Source organism: Thiocapsa sp. C2-2m, assembly GCF_041903745.1.
GTDB lineage: Bacteria > Pseudomonadota > Gammaproteobacteria > Chromatiales > Chromatiaceae > Thiocapsa > Thiocapsa roseilacustris.
Map to the genome: position 1 here is coordinate 51,651 of NZ_JBBWVD010000018.1, position 17,012 is coordinate 68,662.

15 protein-coding genes and 1 pseudogene are annotated in these 17,012 nt (G+C 65.2%); 12 read left to right on the forward strand and 4 right to left on the reverse strand.

Translation table 11 applies throughout. The features are described 5' to 3' along the window. Positions 1–50 precede the first annotated feature (50 nt). From AADX97_RS15265 to AADX97_RS15285, 5 genes are all read left to right on the forward strand, one after another. Complete coding sequence (locus AADX97_RS15265) at positions 51–431, forward strand: hypothetical protein (RefSeq protein ID WP_374234497.1); 381 nt, start codon at positions 51–53, stop codon at positions 429–431. Beyond that, a complete protein-coding gene (locus AADX97_RS15270) occupies positions 392–1,054 on the forward strand; it encodes a hypothetical protein (protein ID WP_374234496.1) in 663 nt (220 codons plus the stop codon). Before AADX97_RS15265 ends, AADX97_RS15270 begins: the two co-directional genes overlap by 40 nt. A 32-nt stretch (positions 1,055–1,086) precedes the next feature. Beyond that, positions 1,087–1,977: a S8 family serine peptidase gene (locus tag AADX97_RS15275; RefSeq protein WP_374234495.1), complete on the forward strand. Its 891-nt coding sequence runs from the start codon at positions 1,087–1,089 to the stop codon at positions 1,975–1,977. 326 nt (positions 1,978–2,303) lie between these two features. Beyond that, entirely contained in the window at positions 2,304–2,780 is a 477-nt protein-coding gene (locus tag AADX97_RS15280) for a serine protease (RefSeq protein WP_374234494.1), read from the forward strand. A gap of 69 nt (positions 2,781–2,849) precedes the next feature. Beyond that, positions 2,850–3,482 carry a hypothetical protein gene (locus tag AADX97_RS15285; protein WP_374234493.1) on the forward strand — a complete coding sequence of 211 codons (633 nt, stop codon included), beginning with the start codon at positions 2,850–2,852 and terminating at the stop codon, positions 3,480–3,482. Between the two features lie 182 nt (positions 3,483–3,664). Here the strand turns inward: AADX97_RS15285 and AADX97_RS15290 are convergent. The 3 genes and pseudogenes from AADX97_RS15290 to AADX97_RS15300 form a co-directional block, all read right to left on the reverse strand. Next, a pseudogene (locus tag AADX97_RS15290) lies at positions 3,665–3,887 on the reverse strand (transposase); the annotation flags it as partial. A gap of 134 nt (positions 3,888–4,021) precedes the next feature. Beyond that, the gene (locus tag AADX97_RS15295) at positions 4,022–4,195 is read right to left on the reverse strand and encodes a hypothetical protein (protein ID WP_374234492.1); all 174 of its coding nucleotides are present in this window, start codon (positions 4,193–4,195) and stop codon (positions 4,022–4,024) included. A 66-nt stretch (positions 4,196–4,261) separates the two neighbouring features. Further along, the gene (locus tag AADX97_RS15300) at positions 4,262–6,382 is read right to left on the reverse strand and encodes a hypothetical protein (RefSeq protein WP_374234491.1); all 2,121 of its coding nucleotides are present in this window, start codon (positions 6,380–6,382) and stop codon (positions 4,262–4,264) included. 168 nt (positions 6,383–6,550) lie between these two features. On the opposite strand from AADX97_RS15300, the gene AADX97_RS15305 reads away from it, so the two are divergent. The 5 genes from AADX97_RS15305 to AADX97_RS15325 all read left to right on the forward strand — a co-directional run bounded on the left by AADX97_RS15305 (position 6,551) and on the right by AADX97_RS15325 (position 10,789). Further along, positions 6,551–7,111 carry a zinc ribbon domain-containing protein gene (locus AADX97_RS15305; protein ID WP_374234490.1) on the forward strand — a complete coding sequence of 187 codons (561 nt, stop codon included), beginning with the start codon at positions 6,551–6,553 and terminating at the stop codon, positions 7,109–7,111. Between the two features lie 85 nt (positions 7,112–7,196). Next, positions 7,197–7,736, forward strand: coding sequence for a glycine cleavage system protein R (locus AADX97_RS15310; RefSeq protein WP_325291140.1), 540 nt, complete (start codon positions 7,197–7,199; stop codon positions 7,734–7,736). A 102-nt stretch (positions 7,737–7,838) separates the two neighbouring features. Further along, positions 7,839–8,312 (forward strand): peroxiredoxin, encoded by a 474-nt coding sequence (locus AADX97_RS15315; RefSeq protein WP_374234489.1) that lies wholly within the window; start codon positions 7,839–7,841, stop codon positions 8,310–8,312. Positions 8,313–8,503: 191 nt separating this feature from the next. Further along, positions 8,504–9,919: a PhoH family protein gene (locus tag AADX97_RS15320; protein ID WP_374234488.1), complete on the forward strand. Its 1,416-nt coding sequence runs from the start codon at positions 8,504–8,506 to the stop codon at positions 9,917–9,919. A 447-nt stretch (positions 9,920–10,366) separates the two neighbouring features. After that, positions 10,367–10,789: a DsrE family protein gene (locus AADX97_RS15325; RefSeq protein WP_374234487.1), complete on the forward strand. Its 423-nt coding sequence runs from the start codon at positions 10,367–10,369 to the stop codon at positions 10,787–10,789. 168 nt (positions 10,790–10,957) lie between these two features. Here AADX97_RS15325 and AADX97_RS15330 read toward each other — a convergent pair whose 3' ends face one another. Next, positions 10,958–12,130 carry an ATP-binding protein gene (locus tag AADX97_RS15330; RefSeq protein WP_374234486.1) on the reverse strand — a complete coding sequence of 391 codons (1,173 nt, stop codon included), beginning with the start codon at positions 12,128–12,130 and terminating at the stop codon, positions 10,958–10,960. Between the two features lie 74 nt (positions 12,131–12,204). Between AADX97_RS15330 and AADX97_RS15335 the strand changes: the two genes are divergently transcribed. Next, positions 12,205–14,232: an amylo-alpha-1,6-glucosidase gene (locus tag AADX97_RS15335; RefSeq protein WP_374234485.1), complete on the forward strand. Its 2,028-nt coding sequence runs from the start codon at positions 12,205–12,207 to the stop codon at positions 14,230–14,232. After that, a complete protein-coding gene (locus AADX97_RS15340) occupies positions 14,229–16,946 on the forward strand; it encodes a glucosidase (RefSeq protein WP_374234484.1) in 2,718 nt (905 codons plus the stop codon). The genes AADX97_RS15335 and AADX97_RS15340 overlap by 4 nt, the downstream gene beginning before the upstream one ends. Positions 16,947–17,012: the final 66 nt, after the last annotated feature.

Genomic DNA, 17,012 nt, shown 5'->3' on the forward strand with positions numbered 1-17,012 from the left:
CGGATGGGTCTGGTGAGTCGGGTTCGGGCAGATGACGGAGAGAGGGAAACATGTTCGATCGAAACGCATTAAAGTCGGAGGGTTTTTCCTGGAAGAGCGCGCTTTCGCTGGCGCTGGCCAGCCAGCTCGCCTACGTCCGCGGCAGCCAAGGCGTGATCCAGGTCGCTAAGGACAACTGGGGATACACGGGATGCCGTCTTTTTGCCGCCGGTGATACCCAGGGGTTCGTCGCCTGGGACGAGGCTTGCGTGCTGGTGAGCTTCCGCGGAACCGACAGTACCGGGGATTGGCTGCTGAATGCCAGTTTGGTTCCCACGGAACAGCCGTACGGCAGGGTGCACGGGGGTTCTCGGCGGGTTTCGAGGCGGTACGGACCCTGGTGGATGACGCGGTGCAACAAGCCGGGGTGGGCGGAAAGCGCCTCTGGCTGACCGGTCACAGTCTCGGCGGAGCACTCGCGACCATCACCGCCGCAGAGTGGGTGGATCAGCACCCCGTCACAGGCATCTACACGTTCGGTCAGCCGAAAGCGGTGGGCGCCCGCCCGGCACGCCTGCTCCGCCAGAGGTACCAAGAGCGCTTCCACCGCTTCGTCAACGACGACGACATCGTCCCGGGTGCGCCCCCGGGATACCGACATGTGGGACGTCTCTTCTGGTTCGATGCGCAAGGCGGGTTGCAGGCCTTCGATGCGGACACGGAGTCCCTGGAGGCGAGCAACCAACCGAACGAGCTGAGCGCGAGCGAGCTCGAGGAACTGCAGGCGCGCATTGGTGACCTGAAGAACGCCACCGATATAGATCTCGCGACTGGACGGGCGGGGACAGAGGCCCAAGAGAGTCCGGAGGGACTCGCTGCCCACCGTCAGGCCGTCTTCGACGCGAGTGTCGAGGGGCTCGTGCCGGGCGTGCGCGACCACGGCATCGAGCGCTATATCGCGCAAATCCGCCGTCAGATCGAGCGGCCGGTGGAGGTCGACGAGGCCATCGCCCGGGCGATCTCGGAAACCCGCGCCGATGCCTTCGGCCTGGAGCGGGGGGCGCCGCGGGATTAGAGCGTGCTCCGCGCCGCTCCAAGCTGGGCTCGATGGCGATGGTACCGGTGTTGCTGCGCGTTCGGGACCCCGCCTGGAAGGCACCACGCGGGGTCCGGGTCCAGTCCCGGCTCGGCAACATCGTGTCCGCCTCAGCACCGCTCAAGATCCTTGAAGAGCTCCGCTCAGATCAGGGCATCGTGTCCATCGACTTGAGCCGCGAGGGGGGCATCCTCGAGCTGGCCACCTCCAAGGCGTTCGTGCACGCCACCACCGTGCATCAGCCGCCTATCGACGAGAAGGGCGCTTTCTGCCGATTGAGGCTCACCCTCAACCATCGGGACAACGGAGACAACCTGCTCGTCATCACCATCGAGCCCGACGGCAGCTCGATCCAGGGTGGGATCTGGACCTTGAGGCTCTTGGGCAAGACCATCCTGAGTCCGGGTGCCGGCGTGGTCCACGCCTGGGTCGAGCGGCACCAAAGCCGCGCGGTGGCGTTCAACTCCGGAGACAACGACGAGATGACCCTCAGCGTCCCGGGGACCGCGAATCATGTCATCACGGTCGCCGCCTGTGGCTCCGCCGTGCCGCTGATGCTCACGAGCTCGTCATCCTGGGGGCTGACGCGCGACCACCGGCCTAAACCGGACCTGGTGGCCCCGGGAACGGCCGTCGTCGCCGCGCGGGCGAACACCGGCGATCATCAGGCGACCATGGCCATGACGGGCACGAGCATGGCAGCCCCGCATGTGACCGGATCGGTGGCTCTGGTCCTCTCGAAGCGGCACAAGGACGGCGGAACATGTGATGTGGGCGCCCGATCGGCGGCTGGATCGGAGCTCAATTCGGAGTCGCGCAGGCTGCTTGAGGATAAGTTCTCTCATACGTTTGGTGTAGGCAAGGGGTCAGGACTTTTGGCCCGGCTCACGCCGCGTCGCTAGCCGCCAGCAGTGGTCTGCGGCCGCCTCGGGCCCTGGGTAGAGGCGGACTGCGTGTGGGCAAAGCGTGCATGTCGCAAGCGAACGTAGGGACAGAGCACAACAACAACAGGTTTTTCGCCACTTCGAACCGGACCGGACCGGGGCCCTACCCGATCCATTCGACGGGGTACTGGGTGCCTCGTACTGCGTCAGCACAACGATGCACGGCCTCGCGCTAACGACCCACCAACCTGGCAGATTCACGGAGCATGACGTGTTTCTGGATCTGCTAAGGTTCGGGAGCGGTACGTCTGTTCGCAGGCTGGTTGCTGAGGGTTCGGCCCTCGATGCGATCAATCTTATGGTCGCGCAGGCTGCCGGATCCAAAGCCCCGAGACCCCGGCGACGGCGAGCTCGACTACGCCCTGCTTCGGCTTGCGTCAACCGTGGGCGAGCATCCTCCCCGAGGCGCCGGGGGCGCCGAGCCACGGGGATGGATCCCTCTGCGTCGCGACGCGGTGGACTTCGGGAACCAATCGGTTGTCGCAATCCTCCAGCACCCCGAGACCCTCCCCCTCAAGCTCGCCCTGGGGTTCGCGCAGCGGATCAAGACCAACGAGGCCGGCAACCGCATTCGGCACACGGTGCCGACGCAGCCCGGCTCGTTCGGATCTCCATTGCTCGACAGCGATTGGCGGGTCGTCGCCTTGCACCACTCCGGCGACCCCAAGACGATTAAGCCCGATTACAACGAGGCAATACCTATTGCGCTAATTGCAGCGCAACCTAAGGTGGCCGACGCCCTGCCAGAGCACGAGGACTAACGCTTGTCGTCACCCCGGGCTCAGCTCCGAGACTTCCTCGTCGCGCGGTTCCAGACCGAGGGGACGCTGATGCGATTTGTCTCGGACCACTTCGAGGAAGTCGTGCCCGACGTCTCCGACAAGTCGTTGCGCACGCTGGCCGACACCTTCATCCGTGCCTTGATCGACCACTGGCGCATCCCGGAGCTGTGGCCGCCTCTTCTCGCAGCACGAGACCAGCTCCTGCAGGAGTACTTCACTGCCAACGCGATGCGGCAGCGGATCGCTGCGGACCAGCTCTCGGCCGACCAGCTCTGGCCTACCGAGCATTGGTGGCGGCGCAGCGGTTGGGAAGAGGCGGCGGTGCTACTGGCTGGACTCAATTCGGACGATTGCACCCCGGTCATCCGGTGGCTGAAAGACCACCAGCCCGAGGTCGCGGCCCAATGCATCCTGGAGAGCGGCGCCGCCCTTGCGGACCGTGACGCGCTGTACAGGGACCTGCACGACGCCTGGCTGCCGCGCCTGACCGACATCGAGCTCAATGAATACGCCAACCCGGTGCGTGTCGGGCCCGAGGGCCCTGGGCCTCGCGTGGTGCGCGGCGGCTCCTGGCACGACCATCCGGGTCTCGCGCGCGCGGCCGGCGGCGACAACAGGCCCCCGGCCAGCCGCGACTACCAGATCGGTTTCCGTGTGGTGTGCGCGTCCCCCATCCGCTGACCACTGATTCGTTGTTCACTGAATCTATGATCTTCTGTCCTCTGCACCGCGTGCAGCGCGGTTACGCGTGATTCTTAGCCCAAGTTGAACACCCCATCCAAATCCACCTTTACTTTCATTGGGTTACGCCTAGCGAAGTGGCTGAGTGGCACTACAACCATGCCATTCTTCGGGATGCGGGTTCAGACAATCATTTTGTGCACTCCTCCCGGGGTGGGGTCGCTGCCGAGGGCCCGGATGACGGCCAACTGCGCCGGTGCGGGTTGGGTAGCCTTCATGCAGGGCACGCCCGTCGGGACGGCGGAAGGTGGCGGTCACCCGGCATTGGCCGGCGAGGATCGCGCGCAGGCTGGACCAGCGCTCGGTGATGCCGTGCGCCTGCAGGCGCCGCCGGATGATCTGGATGCGCAGGAATTGCGAAGGCTTAGGTGACTTTCGGGATGGAACTACCGAGATCACGGGGCGACTAAAGTCGCCGCTACAGCCCCTACATGTCTTGCAGGAATGCGGGGCCGAGACGCTTAGGCCCGAGAATCACCTCAAGGCTTACCGCCGCGTTTGACGGGGCGGCCGGTGTCGACCAGGGCGCATGTGAGCATCCCGCCGACGATGGCCGCGAGCACCGCGCCGAGGACGCCGAGGAAGATCCCGACCAACCAGGATCGCATTGCCCAGCCGAGCACTGCGGCGATGACGATGGCGAGCAGGACCAACGCTTGTGGCGGGAGGTCGATGAATCTGCGCCTGGGGGAAGTCTAGCGGAAACGCCGCATTCGCGATCAGGGCTCCAGCGCAACCTCGAAAGGCACAAAGTCGAACGTTCGGATCGCAAGATCGACCGGTGCCGATTGCTCGTTGCTGCGGAAGGTCAGCGAGACCTCCGCGATTCCCTGCAGGGCCGGCGTTGCCGGGAGGACGACCTCGATCGTGCCATCTTCGGTCTTCGGGAAGCGTGCGAAGATTTCGATGGGGATCGCGGGCGACGGAAGCGAGTCATCGGTCGCGCGCTTGAAGGCGACGACGGCATCCTCGATCTCGGTCTCGGAGCGGAACCGGATCGACAGGGTGCCGTTCGACAGGCTCGCCGCCCGGCCTTGCGGGAGAACGAACGCGAGCCCTCCGCTGCCGGTGATGCTCGACGCGAAACGAGGCGTGCCCTCGTCACGCGAGAAGGCGATCGGATCCTCGTGCGCGGTCCAGGGGAGGATCCGGTTCTCGGCGGCGAGGAAGTCGATCCGCTGCCCCGGCGTATAGAGCGCTTCGAGCTGGCCGGAGAGGTTCGTCGCGTCGAGATAGCGCCGCATGTTTTCGTGGGCGGTATTGATTCCCCCGAGGATCAGCGACAGGGTGTGGGCGGTCGTCTGGTAGGGGATCACCGCGTCGGTGGCCGTATTCCAACCTTCCCAAGGACCGTGTTCGGTGAAGAGGCTCGAGATGCGCGCCCACTCGGACCGCAGAAACCCGTCTACCTGCTCGGGTGCAATCCCGTAGGCAACGCCTAGGCTGTAGAGCGAGGGGGCCTGGGTGTCGAGCGGAGAATCGGTGACCGCGATGTCGGCGATCCCGATCAGGCCGGTGTATTCGGTGCCTTTGCCGCTGTAGGCCTCCGAGAGGAGTCCGGGCAGCCGATGCCGGGTCGAGAAATCGAGCTCGATGTCGACGAGTGTTTCCAGCGCGCTCCGCCACGCCGGGTTGCGGGACTCCTGCATGAACAGCGACAGCCCGAGCAGCTGAAAGGCCGAGCCGTCCCAGGCGGCCAGTGCATAGGTGTCGCTGCCGTCGGCCTGTCGATAGGGCTTGATCTTGAATCCGGCGTTGCGGATCGCCGCGACCGGCAGTCCGTAGCGCAGCACGGTGAACATCAGAGGTCCGCGGAACTCGTTGATGAAGTAGTTCATCTGCCCGGTCACCCAGTTGCCCCGACCGTCGTCCCAGCCGACGAAACGATCCGACGTCGCGTCCCAGCCGAACACGAAGGTGCCGGTCCGTGGATCGAACAGATGGGCGTAGCCCTCTCGTTGGGCCTCGATGAAGCGCTCCATCGCGTCCCGCAGGGCGACGGCCTGCGGGACGTCACGGATCTCGGGCTGCAGGAGTGCGCCGATCGCCCTCGCCAAGGCGGCCGTCAGGTTGGCGTTGTCGCCGAAGATGATGGTGACCACGCGTTGATCGAGCAGCCCCATGATGGCGGCTTGCCGAGACGGATCGGCATAGGGTGCAAGCGCCCCGTCGAAATGGAGCGCCCCGTAGCCTGCGCGACGGAGAATCTTGCCCTTGCGGCCGTTGTCCTCCTCCTGCAGCCACCCCTTCTCCAGGAGAGCGAGCCAGATCGCCTGCCCGTCGCGCTCGCCGAAGGTGTCGATAAAGCGGCGTCGCTCGATGGATTCCAGGAGCGGGCCGCGGCGCTCCCCGCCGTCGAAACCCATGAAATTCGAGAGCAATCCCTTCGCGGCGAGGTTCGGATCGCGCTGATCGGCGCGGAGTGTCGCGACCGCGAGCGCGAGTCCGTCCAGGGCCGCGTCGCGGGAGAGATAGGGATTGTCGGCCTGGCCTGCGGCGATGCTGGCCAGCAGCTCGATCCAGGCGCCGATCGCGGTGAGCTGCGTGAAGTCGCGCAGAAAAAGCCCGTTGGCCGGCTCCTGATTCCAGCCCTCGACCGGATAACCGGACACCGGGTCGATGATGCGGTGCGCCGGATCGACGTAGCTGAAGGCGTTGTTCAGCAGCCGCCGCATGTGTCGATGGTGTTGAGGCACTCCGGGGTAATCGAAGATACTGCGCTCGCCGCGAGGCACATCGTCTGGACCGTCGGGCGCCGATGCAGTAGGGGCGGCCGATACGAACAGGATTAGCGCAACGAGCAGTGAATACAGACCGTTACTCTTGTCGAGGATAGACATCGGAGCTTCGATTCTCTCGGTAAGGTCCCGATGCGTCGGGATAGCGTTTGTCGCGTCGGGACGCGACGACGAGGGGCGGCGCAGCGTCGCGAGCACCCTGTCGAAGCGCGATCCGCGAGGCGGACATCGCGTGTAGAATGCGCCGAGCCTTTCGACGGAGACAACACCATGCCGGTCTATGAGTTCTACTGCCCCGACTGCCATGCCATCTTCAACTTCTTCTCGCGTCGGGTCGATACCGAGACGCGTCCCGCGTGTCCGCGCTGCGGGCGACCTGAGCTGGGTCGGCAGGCGAGCCTGTTCGCGATCAGCCGCGGGCGCGCGCAAGGTGGCGAGGACGCGGGAGACGACGATCTGCCTGCGGGTCTGGACGAGGCGAAGTTGATGAACGCCTTCGCCTCGATGGCCGGCGAGTTGGAGAATCTCGATCAGGACGACCCGAAGCAAGCGGCGCAGACCATGCGCAAGCTGTTCGAGGCGACGGGTCTGAAGCTCGGCGACGGGATGGCGGAGGCGATCCGCCGCATGGAGGCGGGCGAAGATCCGGATCAGATCGACGCGGAGCTCGGCGACGTGCTCGACTCCGAGGATCCCTTCGGCGCAGGCGGGGCCGCGCGGACCTCGGAGGCCCTCAAGCAGCTGAGACGCGATCTGTTGCCGGCCGCGCGCGACGATACCTGGTATCCGCTGCAGGGGCCGGACGAGCCGCGGCGTGAGTCGCCTTCCTGAGAGCCCGGGCGGGCCCTGTGCAGGGGTCCGATGGCCCATGCTACACTCCGAACGGTACCTGTAACCCGCGAACCTCGGCAAGGATATGACCAAGCAGAAGACCTACCTCGTGATCTCGGCACTCGGCGAAGACCACCCGGGTATCGTCAACCAGATATCAAAGACCGTGCTTGAGCACGGTTGCAATATCGAGGACAGCCGCATGACGGTCCTCGGCGGCGAGTTTGCGGCGATCCTCTTGGTCGAAGGCAAATGGAACACGCTGGCCAAGATCGAGAATGCCCTCCCTGAGCTCGAGCGCCAGCTCGGGATGACGATCATCTCCAAGCGCACCGGCGAGCGTGCAACGGGCCGGAATCTGCTCCCGTACGCGGTCGACGTGGTCTCGATGGACCATCCGGGGATCGTCAACAACCTCGCCGGCTTCTTCGCCGAGCGCAAGATCAACATCGAGGACATGTCAACCTCCACCTATGCGGCCGCCCACACCGGAACCACCATGTTCGCGGTGCACATGACGGTCGGGATCCCGTCCGATATGCACATCGCCGGTCTGCGCGAGGAGTTCATGGATTACTGCGACGGGCTGAACCTCGACGCGGTGCTCGAGCCGATCAAGGGCTGAGCCCGAGCCGCCCTGCTGGCGTGCCGGGCAATGTCTATAAAACACCTCCGGCCGCCACCAAGTCCGCGTGACCTGATCATCACGAGAATGGAGGTACCCAGCATGAGCGTCGCGATCGGCGAAACCATCCCGGATATCGAGTTGCCCGCCACGGGCGAGAAAAGCGTCAAGCTCTCGGACTACCGCGGCAAGAATCTCGTCCTCTATTTCTACCCCAAGGCCAGCACACCCGGCTGCACGCAGGAAGGCCAGGACTTTCGCGATGCGGCGGACACCTTCGCGGCGGCCGACACGCAGATCCTCGGTGCCTCGCGCGACGGCATCAAGGCCCAGGAAAACTTCAAGGCCAAGCAATCCTTCCCCTTCGATCTGCTCTCGGACAAGGACGAGACGCTCTGCAAGGCATTCGATGTCATCAAGATGAAGAAGATGTACGGCAAAGAGAGCCTCGGGGTCGAGCGCAGTAGCTTCCTGATTGATGCCGAGGGCGTGCTGCGCGAGGAATGGCGCGGGGTCAAGGTGAAGGACCACGTCGCCGCCGTGCTCGCCGCGGCGCAACGACTCAACGCTGGCTAGGTCGCGCCGCGCGGTGCCTCGCCCACCCGCGCGCGGAGGCCGCGGCACTCCGTATCCACACAGGATCGAAGCCGGCCCGCGCGTCGCCCGGCGATGCCGAGCTGCCTTGCCGAGAGGCGTAGATCCCCTCCCCCACCCGATCGATCGCCGCTGCCGAGTGCTCCGGCGCGGCGCTCCGGTAGCCGACATCCATGATCAAACGCGAAAACGACAAGGCCTGCCTGTTCGTCCTCGACACCAACGTGCTGATGCACGACCCCACAGCGATCTTTCGGTTTCAGGAGCACGACATCTTCCTGCCCATGATCGTGCTCGAAGAGCTCGATCACGGAAAGAAGGGCTTGTCCGAGGTGGCGCGCAACGTCCGCCAGGTCAGTCGATTTCTCGATCAGCTCATGTCCGACGCGGACAAGGACGAGATCGACGCGGGCCTTCTGATCGGCCCGGTCTCGGCCGGCGGCGGCATCGCGCACCCGTCCACCGGACGGCTTTTCTTTCAGACCGAGCTGCTCGATCTGAAGCTGCCGGCGTCGCTGCCGGGCAGCGGAGCGGACAACAACATCCTTGGCACCGCTCAGGCGCTGAGCAAATTGCGGACCGATCGCCAGGTCATTATCGTCTCGAAAGACATCAACCTGCGCATCAAGGCGGCGGTGCTCGGCATCCCGGCGGAGGACTACTCCAACGATCAGGTCCTCGACGACGTCAACCTGCTCTACACTGGCATGGAGGCGCTTCCGGAGGATTTTTGGGAGCACCACGAGAAGTCGCTCGATGCCTGGAAGGAAGAGGGACGCACGCTCTACCGGATCGCCGGGCCGGACATCGCGGACTGGTATCCCGCCGAGTGCCTTTACCTGGGCGAGGACGGTGCCTTCGAGGCGATCGTGCGTGAAAAGCGCACCGAGACGGAAGCGGTTATCGAGCTGGTCGACGATTACCGCATTCCGCGCCACGGCGTCTGGGGCATCATGGCGCGCAACCGCGAGCAGAACTTCGCGCTCAACATGCTGATGGATCCGGACCTGGATTTCGTCACCCTGATCGGGGCCGCCGGGACCGGCAAGACACTCCTTGCACTGGCGGCAGGTCTCGCACAGGTGCTGGACCGCAACCTCTATCGCGAGATCATCATGACCCGGGTGACCGTCCCGGTCGGTGAAGACATCGGCTTCCTGCCCGGCACGGAGGAAGAGAAGATGACGCCCTGGATGGGTGCGCTCATGGACAACCTCGAGGTGCTCACCAAACCCGAGGGCGGCGAATGGGGACGCGCAGCGACCAATGATCTGATCCGCAACCGCATCCGCATCTCCTCGCTCAACTTCATGCGCGGGCGGACCTTCCTGAACAAATACATCATCCTGGACGAGGCGCAGAACCTCACCGCCAAGCAGATGAAAACACTCATCACCCGCTCCGGCCCAGGAACGAAGTTCGTCTGTCTAGGCAACATCAGCCAGATCGATACGCCTTACTTGACCGAAACCACCTCGGGCCTGACCTATGTGGTGGATCGTTTCAAGCACTGGCCGCACAGCGGCCACATTACGCTGCTGCGCGGGGAGCGCTCGCGTTTGGCGGACTTCGCGTCCCAGGAGCTTTAGGGTGATTTCCGGAAACGCATCGCCCGACATGTAGGGGCGACTTGAGTCGCCCGGTGGTTGTGCGGCTGGGTTTATGGGCGACTGAAGTCGCCCCTACACGGCGGGCGGTCCGCTTGGATGTAGGGCCGACGTTAGTCGACCGGTAAGCATTGGAGGCATTCACGGCCGGGATGCCCATTCACGGAAATCGCCCGGAACTCGATCGCCTCTCTGAGGTTCCGATGCGGTCGAGTGGATAACCGGACGCTTCGAGATCTCCGAGGCGACGGCGTGGACGCCATCGAGGTGAACGAGAATAAGAAGAATGCGGCGCAGGTTTCGGCAGGCTTGGTCGCGTGACCGGGCGTCGCGCTTGCAGCCCTCTTGCTGCGTTGCTTTAGGGCTTCGCCTGTGTGTGGAGCGCTCCGTGAAACGGGCGCCGATCAACCATCAAACGAGGACTTTCCAATGAAGACTGCTCCGCTCTTGACGTTGCTTGCCGTAGTCGCCGGTGTATCGTCCATCGCGACTGCGGCGGAGAAGCTCGATGTTGTCTATCACCTCTCGGAGCCGGATCGCGCGGCCTTCGTGTTGAACAACATGCAGAATCATATCGACGGGGTCGGCGGACCCGAGAACGTCAATATGGTGCTGGTCGTCCACGGCCCCGCCGTGAACGCGCTGAACGAGATCGAGGCAACCGAGAAAGTCAGCTCGGGTGTAGCGTCGCTGCGCGAGCAGGGCGTCGCCTTCGAGATGTGCGGCAACACGCTCAAAGTCTTCAATCTCGAGCTCGACGAGCTGCTGCCGGGATTCGTCGAGGTGAGTCAGGGCGGGGTGACACGCATCGCCGAGCTGCAATCTAAGGGCTATGCCTACATCCGGCCTTGATGGCGCGGGTCCGGCAAGTGCGGGGCTCGAGCGCTTCGTTCGCGGGACGCTCGGCTGCACCTGCCCGGACGCGGTCTTCGAGTGGGTCGCGGTGCATGAGGGACCACCGCTGCCGGCCGGCGGCAGCGTTCGGCAGATCACGATCGGCGGGCGACTGACCATTGCGCCTCACGCCACGTCCAGCGTTGCCAGCTCCTGCGCCAAGGGCCCTAAACCGATGGCCTCGATTCCGCCACCTTTCGGGTAGCGCTCGTCCCCGGAGTAGACCAGAAAGGCACGGTCGGGATTCAGGTCGTCGAGCGCCGTGTAGGTGCCCGGCTCGGTCCTGGGCGCGAGGCCGCGTTTGATTTCGACGGTCCAGAGGCGGTTGCCCGGAAGCTCGAGCACCAGATCCATTTCCACGCCGGTCGCGGTCCGGTAGAAGCTGGCTTGAGCTCGTTCGGGCGCGGCCCGCAAGAGGGTTTCGATGACGAACCCCTCCCAGCTCATGCCGGCGACCGGATGTCCGAGCAGGTCGTCAAGCGTGTCCAATCGCAACAGCGTGTGGACGAGACCGCTGTCGCGCACGTACACCTTGGGGGATTTGACGAGGCGCTTCTTGACGTTCGCAAGATAGGGGGGAAGGCGGCGCACCAAGAGGAGATCGACCATCAGGTCCAGATACCTGGCCACCGTCTTGCCGTCGACGGCGAGGGCACGCGCCAGCTCGGCGGCATTGAGCAGACCACCCTGCGCATGCGCGAGCATGGTCCAGAAACGGCGCAAGGTCTCGGCGGGGATCCGCGGCCCGAGCTGAGGGATATCGCGCTCGAGATAGCTGCGGATAAAGCTCTCGCGCCACACGACGCTGTCCGGATCCGTGTCCGCGAGAAAGCTCCGCGGAAATCCACCGCGGGTCCAGAGCTGCTGAATCCGCGTCGGATCGACCTCCAGGGCATCGAACGGGGCCAGCTCGAGATAGGCGATCCGCCCCGCAAGACTCTCACTCGATTGGCGCAACAGGTCGACCGATGCCGAGCCGAGGAGGAGAAAATGGCCGGCCGCCTCGCCGTCCCGCACACGCTCGTCGATCAGACCACGCAGGACCTGAAACAGCCCCGGGGCGCGCTGGACCTCGTCGATGATCGTGAGACGGCCGCGACGCCCCTCCAGATAACCGCGAGGATCCGACAGCTTGTCGAGATCGGCCGGATTCTCCAGATCCAGGTAGAGCGCACCGTCGGCCGCGCGGCACGACATAGCCAAGGTCGTCTTTCCGACCTGACGAGGACCAAGCAAGGCGACAGCCGGAAACCGGTTGAGTCGATGCTTGAGAGGTGTCGAAAGGCGGCGAGGAATCATGCGTGCAATTGTGGACTGACTCGCCCGATTTGCAACCCCCAGACAACCCTATCGACCACACCGAACGCTCGCCCATGACTGAACCCTCATCTGACCTCGAACACGCCGAGCGCCGCGAATGGTGGATTGCCAACGGCCGCGGAGGCTATGCCGCGGGCACGGTCGCCGGCAGCCTGACCCGCGGCTATCACGGCCTCCTGACCGCAACCATCAATTCGCCGCTCGGGCGCCGCCTGCAGCTCGCCAAGCTCGACGCGACCCTGATCGACGGGGAGCGACACTGGCCCCTCTTCACCAACCGCTGGGCCGACGGCTGTGTCGAGCCGGACGGGCATGGGCTGATCGACGCCTTCCGCCTGGACGGGCGCATGCCGGCGTGGCACTGGGCCTGCGGCGATCTCTTGGTCGAGCAGCGCATCTGGATGCCTCCGGGCGAGGACAGCGTCTGGTCGGTCTATCGGCTCGTGAAAGGTCGTCCGGGCGCCGCGACGCGCGTGCGCATCGCTCTCCTGCTCGCCGATCACGACCATCACCACGTCGGTCACAAGGGCGACTTCGATCCGATCCTGACCCTCGACGGCGATACGCGCTTGACCGCCCGATGCGCCGACGGACACGACATCGCCCTGATCGCCGTCGGCGGACGCATACGGATCGACCGCGCATGGATCGAGCACTTCGCCCTGCCGATCGAGCGCGAACGCGGGCTGCCGGATCAGCACGACCTGTTGCGGGTCGGCTTCGCCGAGCTGTCCCTGAGCATGAGCGGGTGGTGCGGAGTGTTGGCGACGGTCGCACCCGACGCCAAGACCGGACCCGTGCCGGATCCCGAGCAGGCATTGGAGCGCTTCAGGCAGCACGATCGCGCGTTCCTTCAGACCGCACGGACACATCACAAGCAGATTCCGGACATCCCCATCTGGGTCGAGCAGCTCATCCTCGCCGCCGACAGCTTCCTGATCGAGCGTCCGATTGGCGCCCTCTCCAGGCTGCAACCAGAGGTAAAAGGCGCATCCGTCATCGCCGGCTACCCCTGGTTCGGCGACTGGGGTCGCGACACCATGATCGCGCTGCCCGGACTCACCCTCGCGACCGGTCGACCCGAGATCGCCAAGCGTCTCCTGGAGACCTTTGGGGGATTCGTCGACCGCGGCATGCTGCCGAACCGCTTCCCCGGTGCCGGCGAGACGCCCGTCTACAACACGGTCGATGCCGCACTCTGGTACATCGACGCCTGGCGCGCCTATATCGAGGCATCGGACGATCTCACTGCACTCTCCCGGGTCTTTCCGATCCTGGCGTCGATCGTCTCGCACTATCGCGAGGGCACCCGCTACGGGATCGGCATGGACCCGGCGGATGGACTGATCCGCGCCGGCGAGCCGGGCGTGCAGCTCACCTGGATGGATGCGAAGGTCGGCGACTGGGTGGTAACGCCGAGGATCGGCAAGCCGGTGGAGATCAATGCACTTTGGTATCACGGGCTGCGTGTGATGGCCGATTTCGCCGAGCGACTGGGTCGCGATCCGTTGCCCTACCGGAGCGCAGCGGAGCGGACGCGCGCCGGTTTTGCCCGATTCGTGCGCCCGGACGGCGCGGGTCTCTACGATGTCATCGACGGCCCGGACGGTTCTGATGGCGAAGGCGCACGGATTCGCCCGAATCAGATCTTCGCTGTCAGCCTGACGCACTCCCCGCTCGACGCACCCGCCCAAGCCTCGGTCCTCGAGGTCTGTACGCGTCATCTACTCTGTCCCTTCGGCCTGCGCACCTTGGCGCAAGAAGACCCCGACTATCGGGGTCGTTACGAAGGAGATGTCTGGAGTCGCGATGCGGCCTACCATCAGGGCACGGTTTGGGCCTGGCTGCTGGGTCACTATGCCCTCGCGGAATACCGGGTGACCGGCGATGCGGCGGCAGCCCAAGCGCGGCTTGAGCCGATCGCCGATCATCTTCGCGACGCCGGACTCGGCAGCGTCAGCGAGATCTTCGACGGCGACCCGCCGCACCACCCGCGCGGCTGTCCGGCGCAAGCCTGGTCCGTCGCCTGTATTCTGAATGCCTGGACCCAGCTGGAGCGCATCCGCAGGAGATTCACGTGAGCGAAGGACCGAGCAACGCCGAACGCGAACGCCTGGAAGAGGCGCACAACGGAACCGCCGACTGGCGCCTCTGGGGACCCTATCTCGCCGAGCGCGCCTGGGGAACGGTGCGCGAGGATTACAGCGCCGACGGCAACGCCTGGGATCACTTCACGCATGAGCAGGCCCGCTCGCGCGTCTATCGGTGGAACGAGGACGGGCTCGGCGGCATCTGCGATCGCGAGCAGCGACTCTGCTTTGCGCTCGCCCTCTGGAACGCACGCGACCCCTTTCTGAAGGAACGCGCCTTCGGCCTCACCGGACCGCAGGGCAATCGCGGCGAGGACGTGAAGGAGTGCTGGTTCTATCGCGATGCGCTGCCCACGGCGAGCTATCTGCGCTATCTCTACAAGTATCCGCAGGCGCCCTTCCCCTACCGCGAGCTGATCGAGGAGAACGCCCGGCGCTCCCGCGAGGATCCGCCCTACCTGCTCACCGACACCGGCTGCTTCGACGCACAACGCTATTGGGACGTCGACGTCTTCTACGCCAAGGCCGGGCCGCGCGAGATCCATATCCGGATCTATCTCAAGAACCGCGGTCCGGATGCCGCCGAGATCCATCTCTTGCCGAACCTCTGGTTCCGCAACACCTGGTCATGGGACGCCGGCTCGGAGCCTCCTGTGCTGCGGGCGGCAACCGCCCCGGACGGCGCCGCTTGGGCGGTCGAGGCAGAGCACCCGACGCTCGGCACCTATCACCTCTACGGCACCCATCCCGCGGAGCTGCTCTTCACCGAGAACCTCTCCAACGCCGAGCTGCTCTGGGGCAACCCCAACCCGTCTCCCTACGTCAAGGACGCCTTCCATCGTCGCGTGGTTCAGGGCGACACGGCAGCGGTCAACCCGGCGCTCACCGGGACCAAATGCGCGGCCTGGGGCCATTGGACCGTCGGCCCGCAACAGCACGCCAGGGTCGATCTTGTGCTCAGCGCCGAGCCGCTCGCCCAACCCTTCGCGCGCAGCGAGCGCACGCTCTCCATCCGCCAGTCCGAGACCACCGTCTTCTACGACGATCTCCTGCCCGAGGCAAGCGCGACGGACCACCGCATCCTCCGCCAAGCCCTCGCCGGCATGGTCTGGACCCAGCAGTTCTATCACTACGACGTCGAACGCTGGCTCAGCGGCGATCAGCTCCCGCCACCCGAATCCCGGCGGCAGGGACGCAACCGCCATTGGCGCCATCTCAAGGCGCACGACATCATCTCCATGCCCGACGCCTGGGAATATCCCTGGTTCGCCGCCTGGGACCTGGCCTATCACTGCCCGGCCCTGGCCCTGCTGGATGTCGACTTCGCCAAGCATCAGATCGAGCTGATGCTCTCGGATCGCTATCTGCACCCGAACGGCCAGATCCCGGCCTACGAATGGGGTTTCGACGACGCCAACCCGCCGGTTCATGCCCAGGGCGCGCTCAAGGTGTTCCGCGCCGAGCGGGTCCAGCGCGGTGCGGGCGACCTGGCTTTTCTCGAGCGCGTCTTCCACAAGCTCCTGCTCAACCTCGCCTGGTGGATCAACCGCAAGGACGCCGAGGGACACAATCTCTTCGAGGGTGGCTTTCTCGGGCTCGACAACATCTCCGTCTACGACCGCTCGCACCCGCTCCCGCCCGGTTACAGCCTCAAACAGGCCGATGCGACCGGCTGGATGGCCATGTTCAGTCTCGACATGACCCTGATCGCGCTCGAGCTCTGCGCCAAGGACCGCAACTACGAGGCGATGGCGATCCACTGCTACAAGCAGTTCCTCGCGATCGGCGAGGCGATCGCCGGCAACCCGGAGACCGGGATGCCGTCGCTCTGGGACGATGAGAAGGGCTTCTTCATGGATCTCCTGGTCACCCCGACCGGGGTCGGTCACCGCATCGAGGTCTACTCCTGGGTCGGCCTCATCCCGCTCTTCGCCACCGAGATCGTCGACCGGCGACTCCTCGCGAACGCCCCGGGCTTCGCCGACCTGCTGAGTGGTCACAAAGGCGGGCTCTTCCGAGGCAGCACCGTCTGTCTCTGTCCGGATTGGGAGAACGATCGCGGCGAACATCTGCTCGCGCTGGTCGATCACACCATGCTGCCGCGGATCCTGGAGCGCCTGCTCGACGAGGAGCAGTTCCTGTCGCCCTTCGGGATCCGCAGCGTGAGCCGGATTCATGCCACCCAGACCCATCTGGGCCGTATTCCCGGCATCGGCGATGCGCTGATGGAGTACGTCCCCGGCGAGTCCAACTCGCCCCTCTTCGGCGGCAACTCCAACTGGCGCGGCCCGATCTGGTTGCCGACCAACTACTCGCTCGTGCAGGCGTTGGAGAAATACCACCGCTTCCTCGGGCCCGGTTTTCAGGTCCCGGTCGCCTGCAACGACGGCCAACGGCTCAACCTCGCCGAGATCGCCACCTTGATCGCCGAACGCCTCGTCGATCTCTACCGCCCTCCGAACGGCTCACCGCCCCCGGCCCTCGTGCGCGAGGGTCATCTGCATGGGGACGTCCACTGGCGCGACCTGCTGAGCTTCCACGAGTATTTCCATGGCGAGACCGGCGAGGGTCTCGGCGCCTCCCACCAAACCGGTTGGACGGGATTACTCGCCAACCTGGTGATGCGCCGCTATCGGAAAGACATCACGCCTTGGAGCGGGCTGGACCGCGGGACCGAGGCCGCGCCGATCGACGAGATTGCGTGACCCCTTAGACGATTCCCGGATGATTCGATCCCCTTAGGTTGTGCTGGCGATAGTAAGCACAACTTG

Coding starts and splice junctions, on each gene's coding strand:
- AADX97_RS15265 (WP_374234497.1), top strand. CDS start 51: ATGTTCGATCGAAACGCATTAAAGTCGGAGGGTTTTTCCTGGAAGAGC.
- AADX97_RS15275 (WP_374234495.1), top strand. CDS start 1,087: ATGGCGATGGTACCGGTGTTGCTGCGCGTTCGGGACCCCGCCTGGAAG.
- AADX97_RS15280 (WP_374234494.1), top strand. CDS start 2,304: ATGCGATCAATCTTATGGTCGCGCAGGCTGCCGGATCCAAAGCCCCGA.
- AADX97_RS15285 (WP_374234493.1), top strand. CDS start 2,850: ATGCGATTTGTCTCGGACCACTTCGAGGAAGTCGTGCCCGACGTCTCC.
- AADX97_RS15300 (WP_374234491.1), bottom strand. CDS start 6,382: ATGTCTATCCTCGACAAGAGTAACGGTCTGTATTCACTGCTCGTTGCG.
- AADX97_RS15305 (WP_374234490.1), top strand. CDS start 6,551: ATGCCGGTCTATGAGTTCTACTGCCCCGACTGCCATGCCATCTTCAAC.
- AADX97_RS15310 (WP_325291140.1), top strand. CDS start 7,197: ATGACCAAGCAGAAGACCTACCTCGTGATCTCGGCACTCGGCGAAGAC.
- AADX97_RS15315 (WP_374234489.1), top strand. CDS start 7,839: ATGAGCGTCGCGATCGGCGAAACCATCCCGGATATCGAGTTGCCCGCC.
- AADX97_RS15320 (WP_374234488.1), top strand. CDS start 8,504: ATGATCAAACGCGAAAACGACAAGGCCTGCCTGTTCGTCCTCGACACC.
- AADX97_RS15325 (WP_374234487.1), top strand. CDS start 10,367: ATGAAGACTGCTCCGCTCTTGACGTTGCTTGCCGTAGTCGCCGGTGTA.
- AADX97_RS15330 (WP_374234486.1), bottom strand. CDS start 12,130: ATGATTCCTCGCCGCCTTTCGACACCTCTCAAGCATCGACTCAACCGG.
- AADX97_RS15335 (WP_374234485.1), top strand. CDS start 12,205: ATGACTGAACCCTCATCTGACCTCGAACACGCCGAGCGCCGCGAATGG.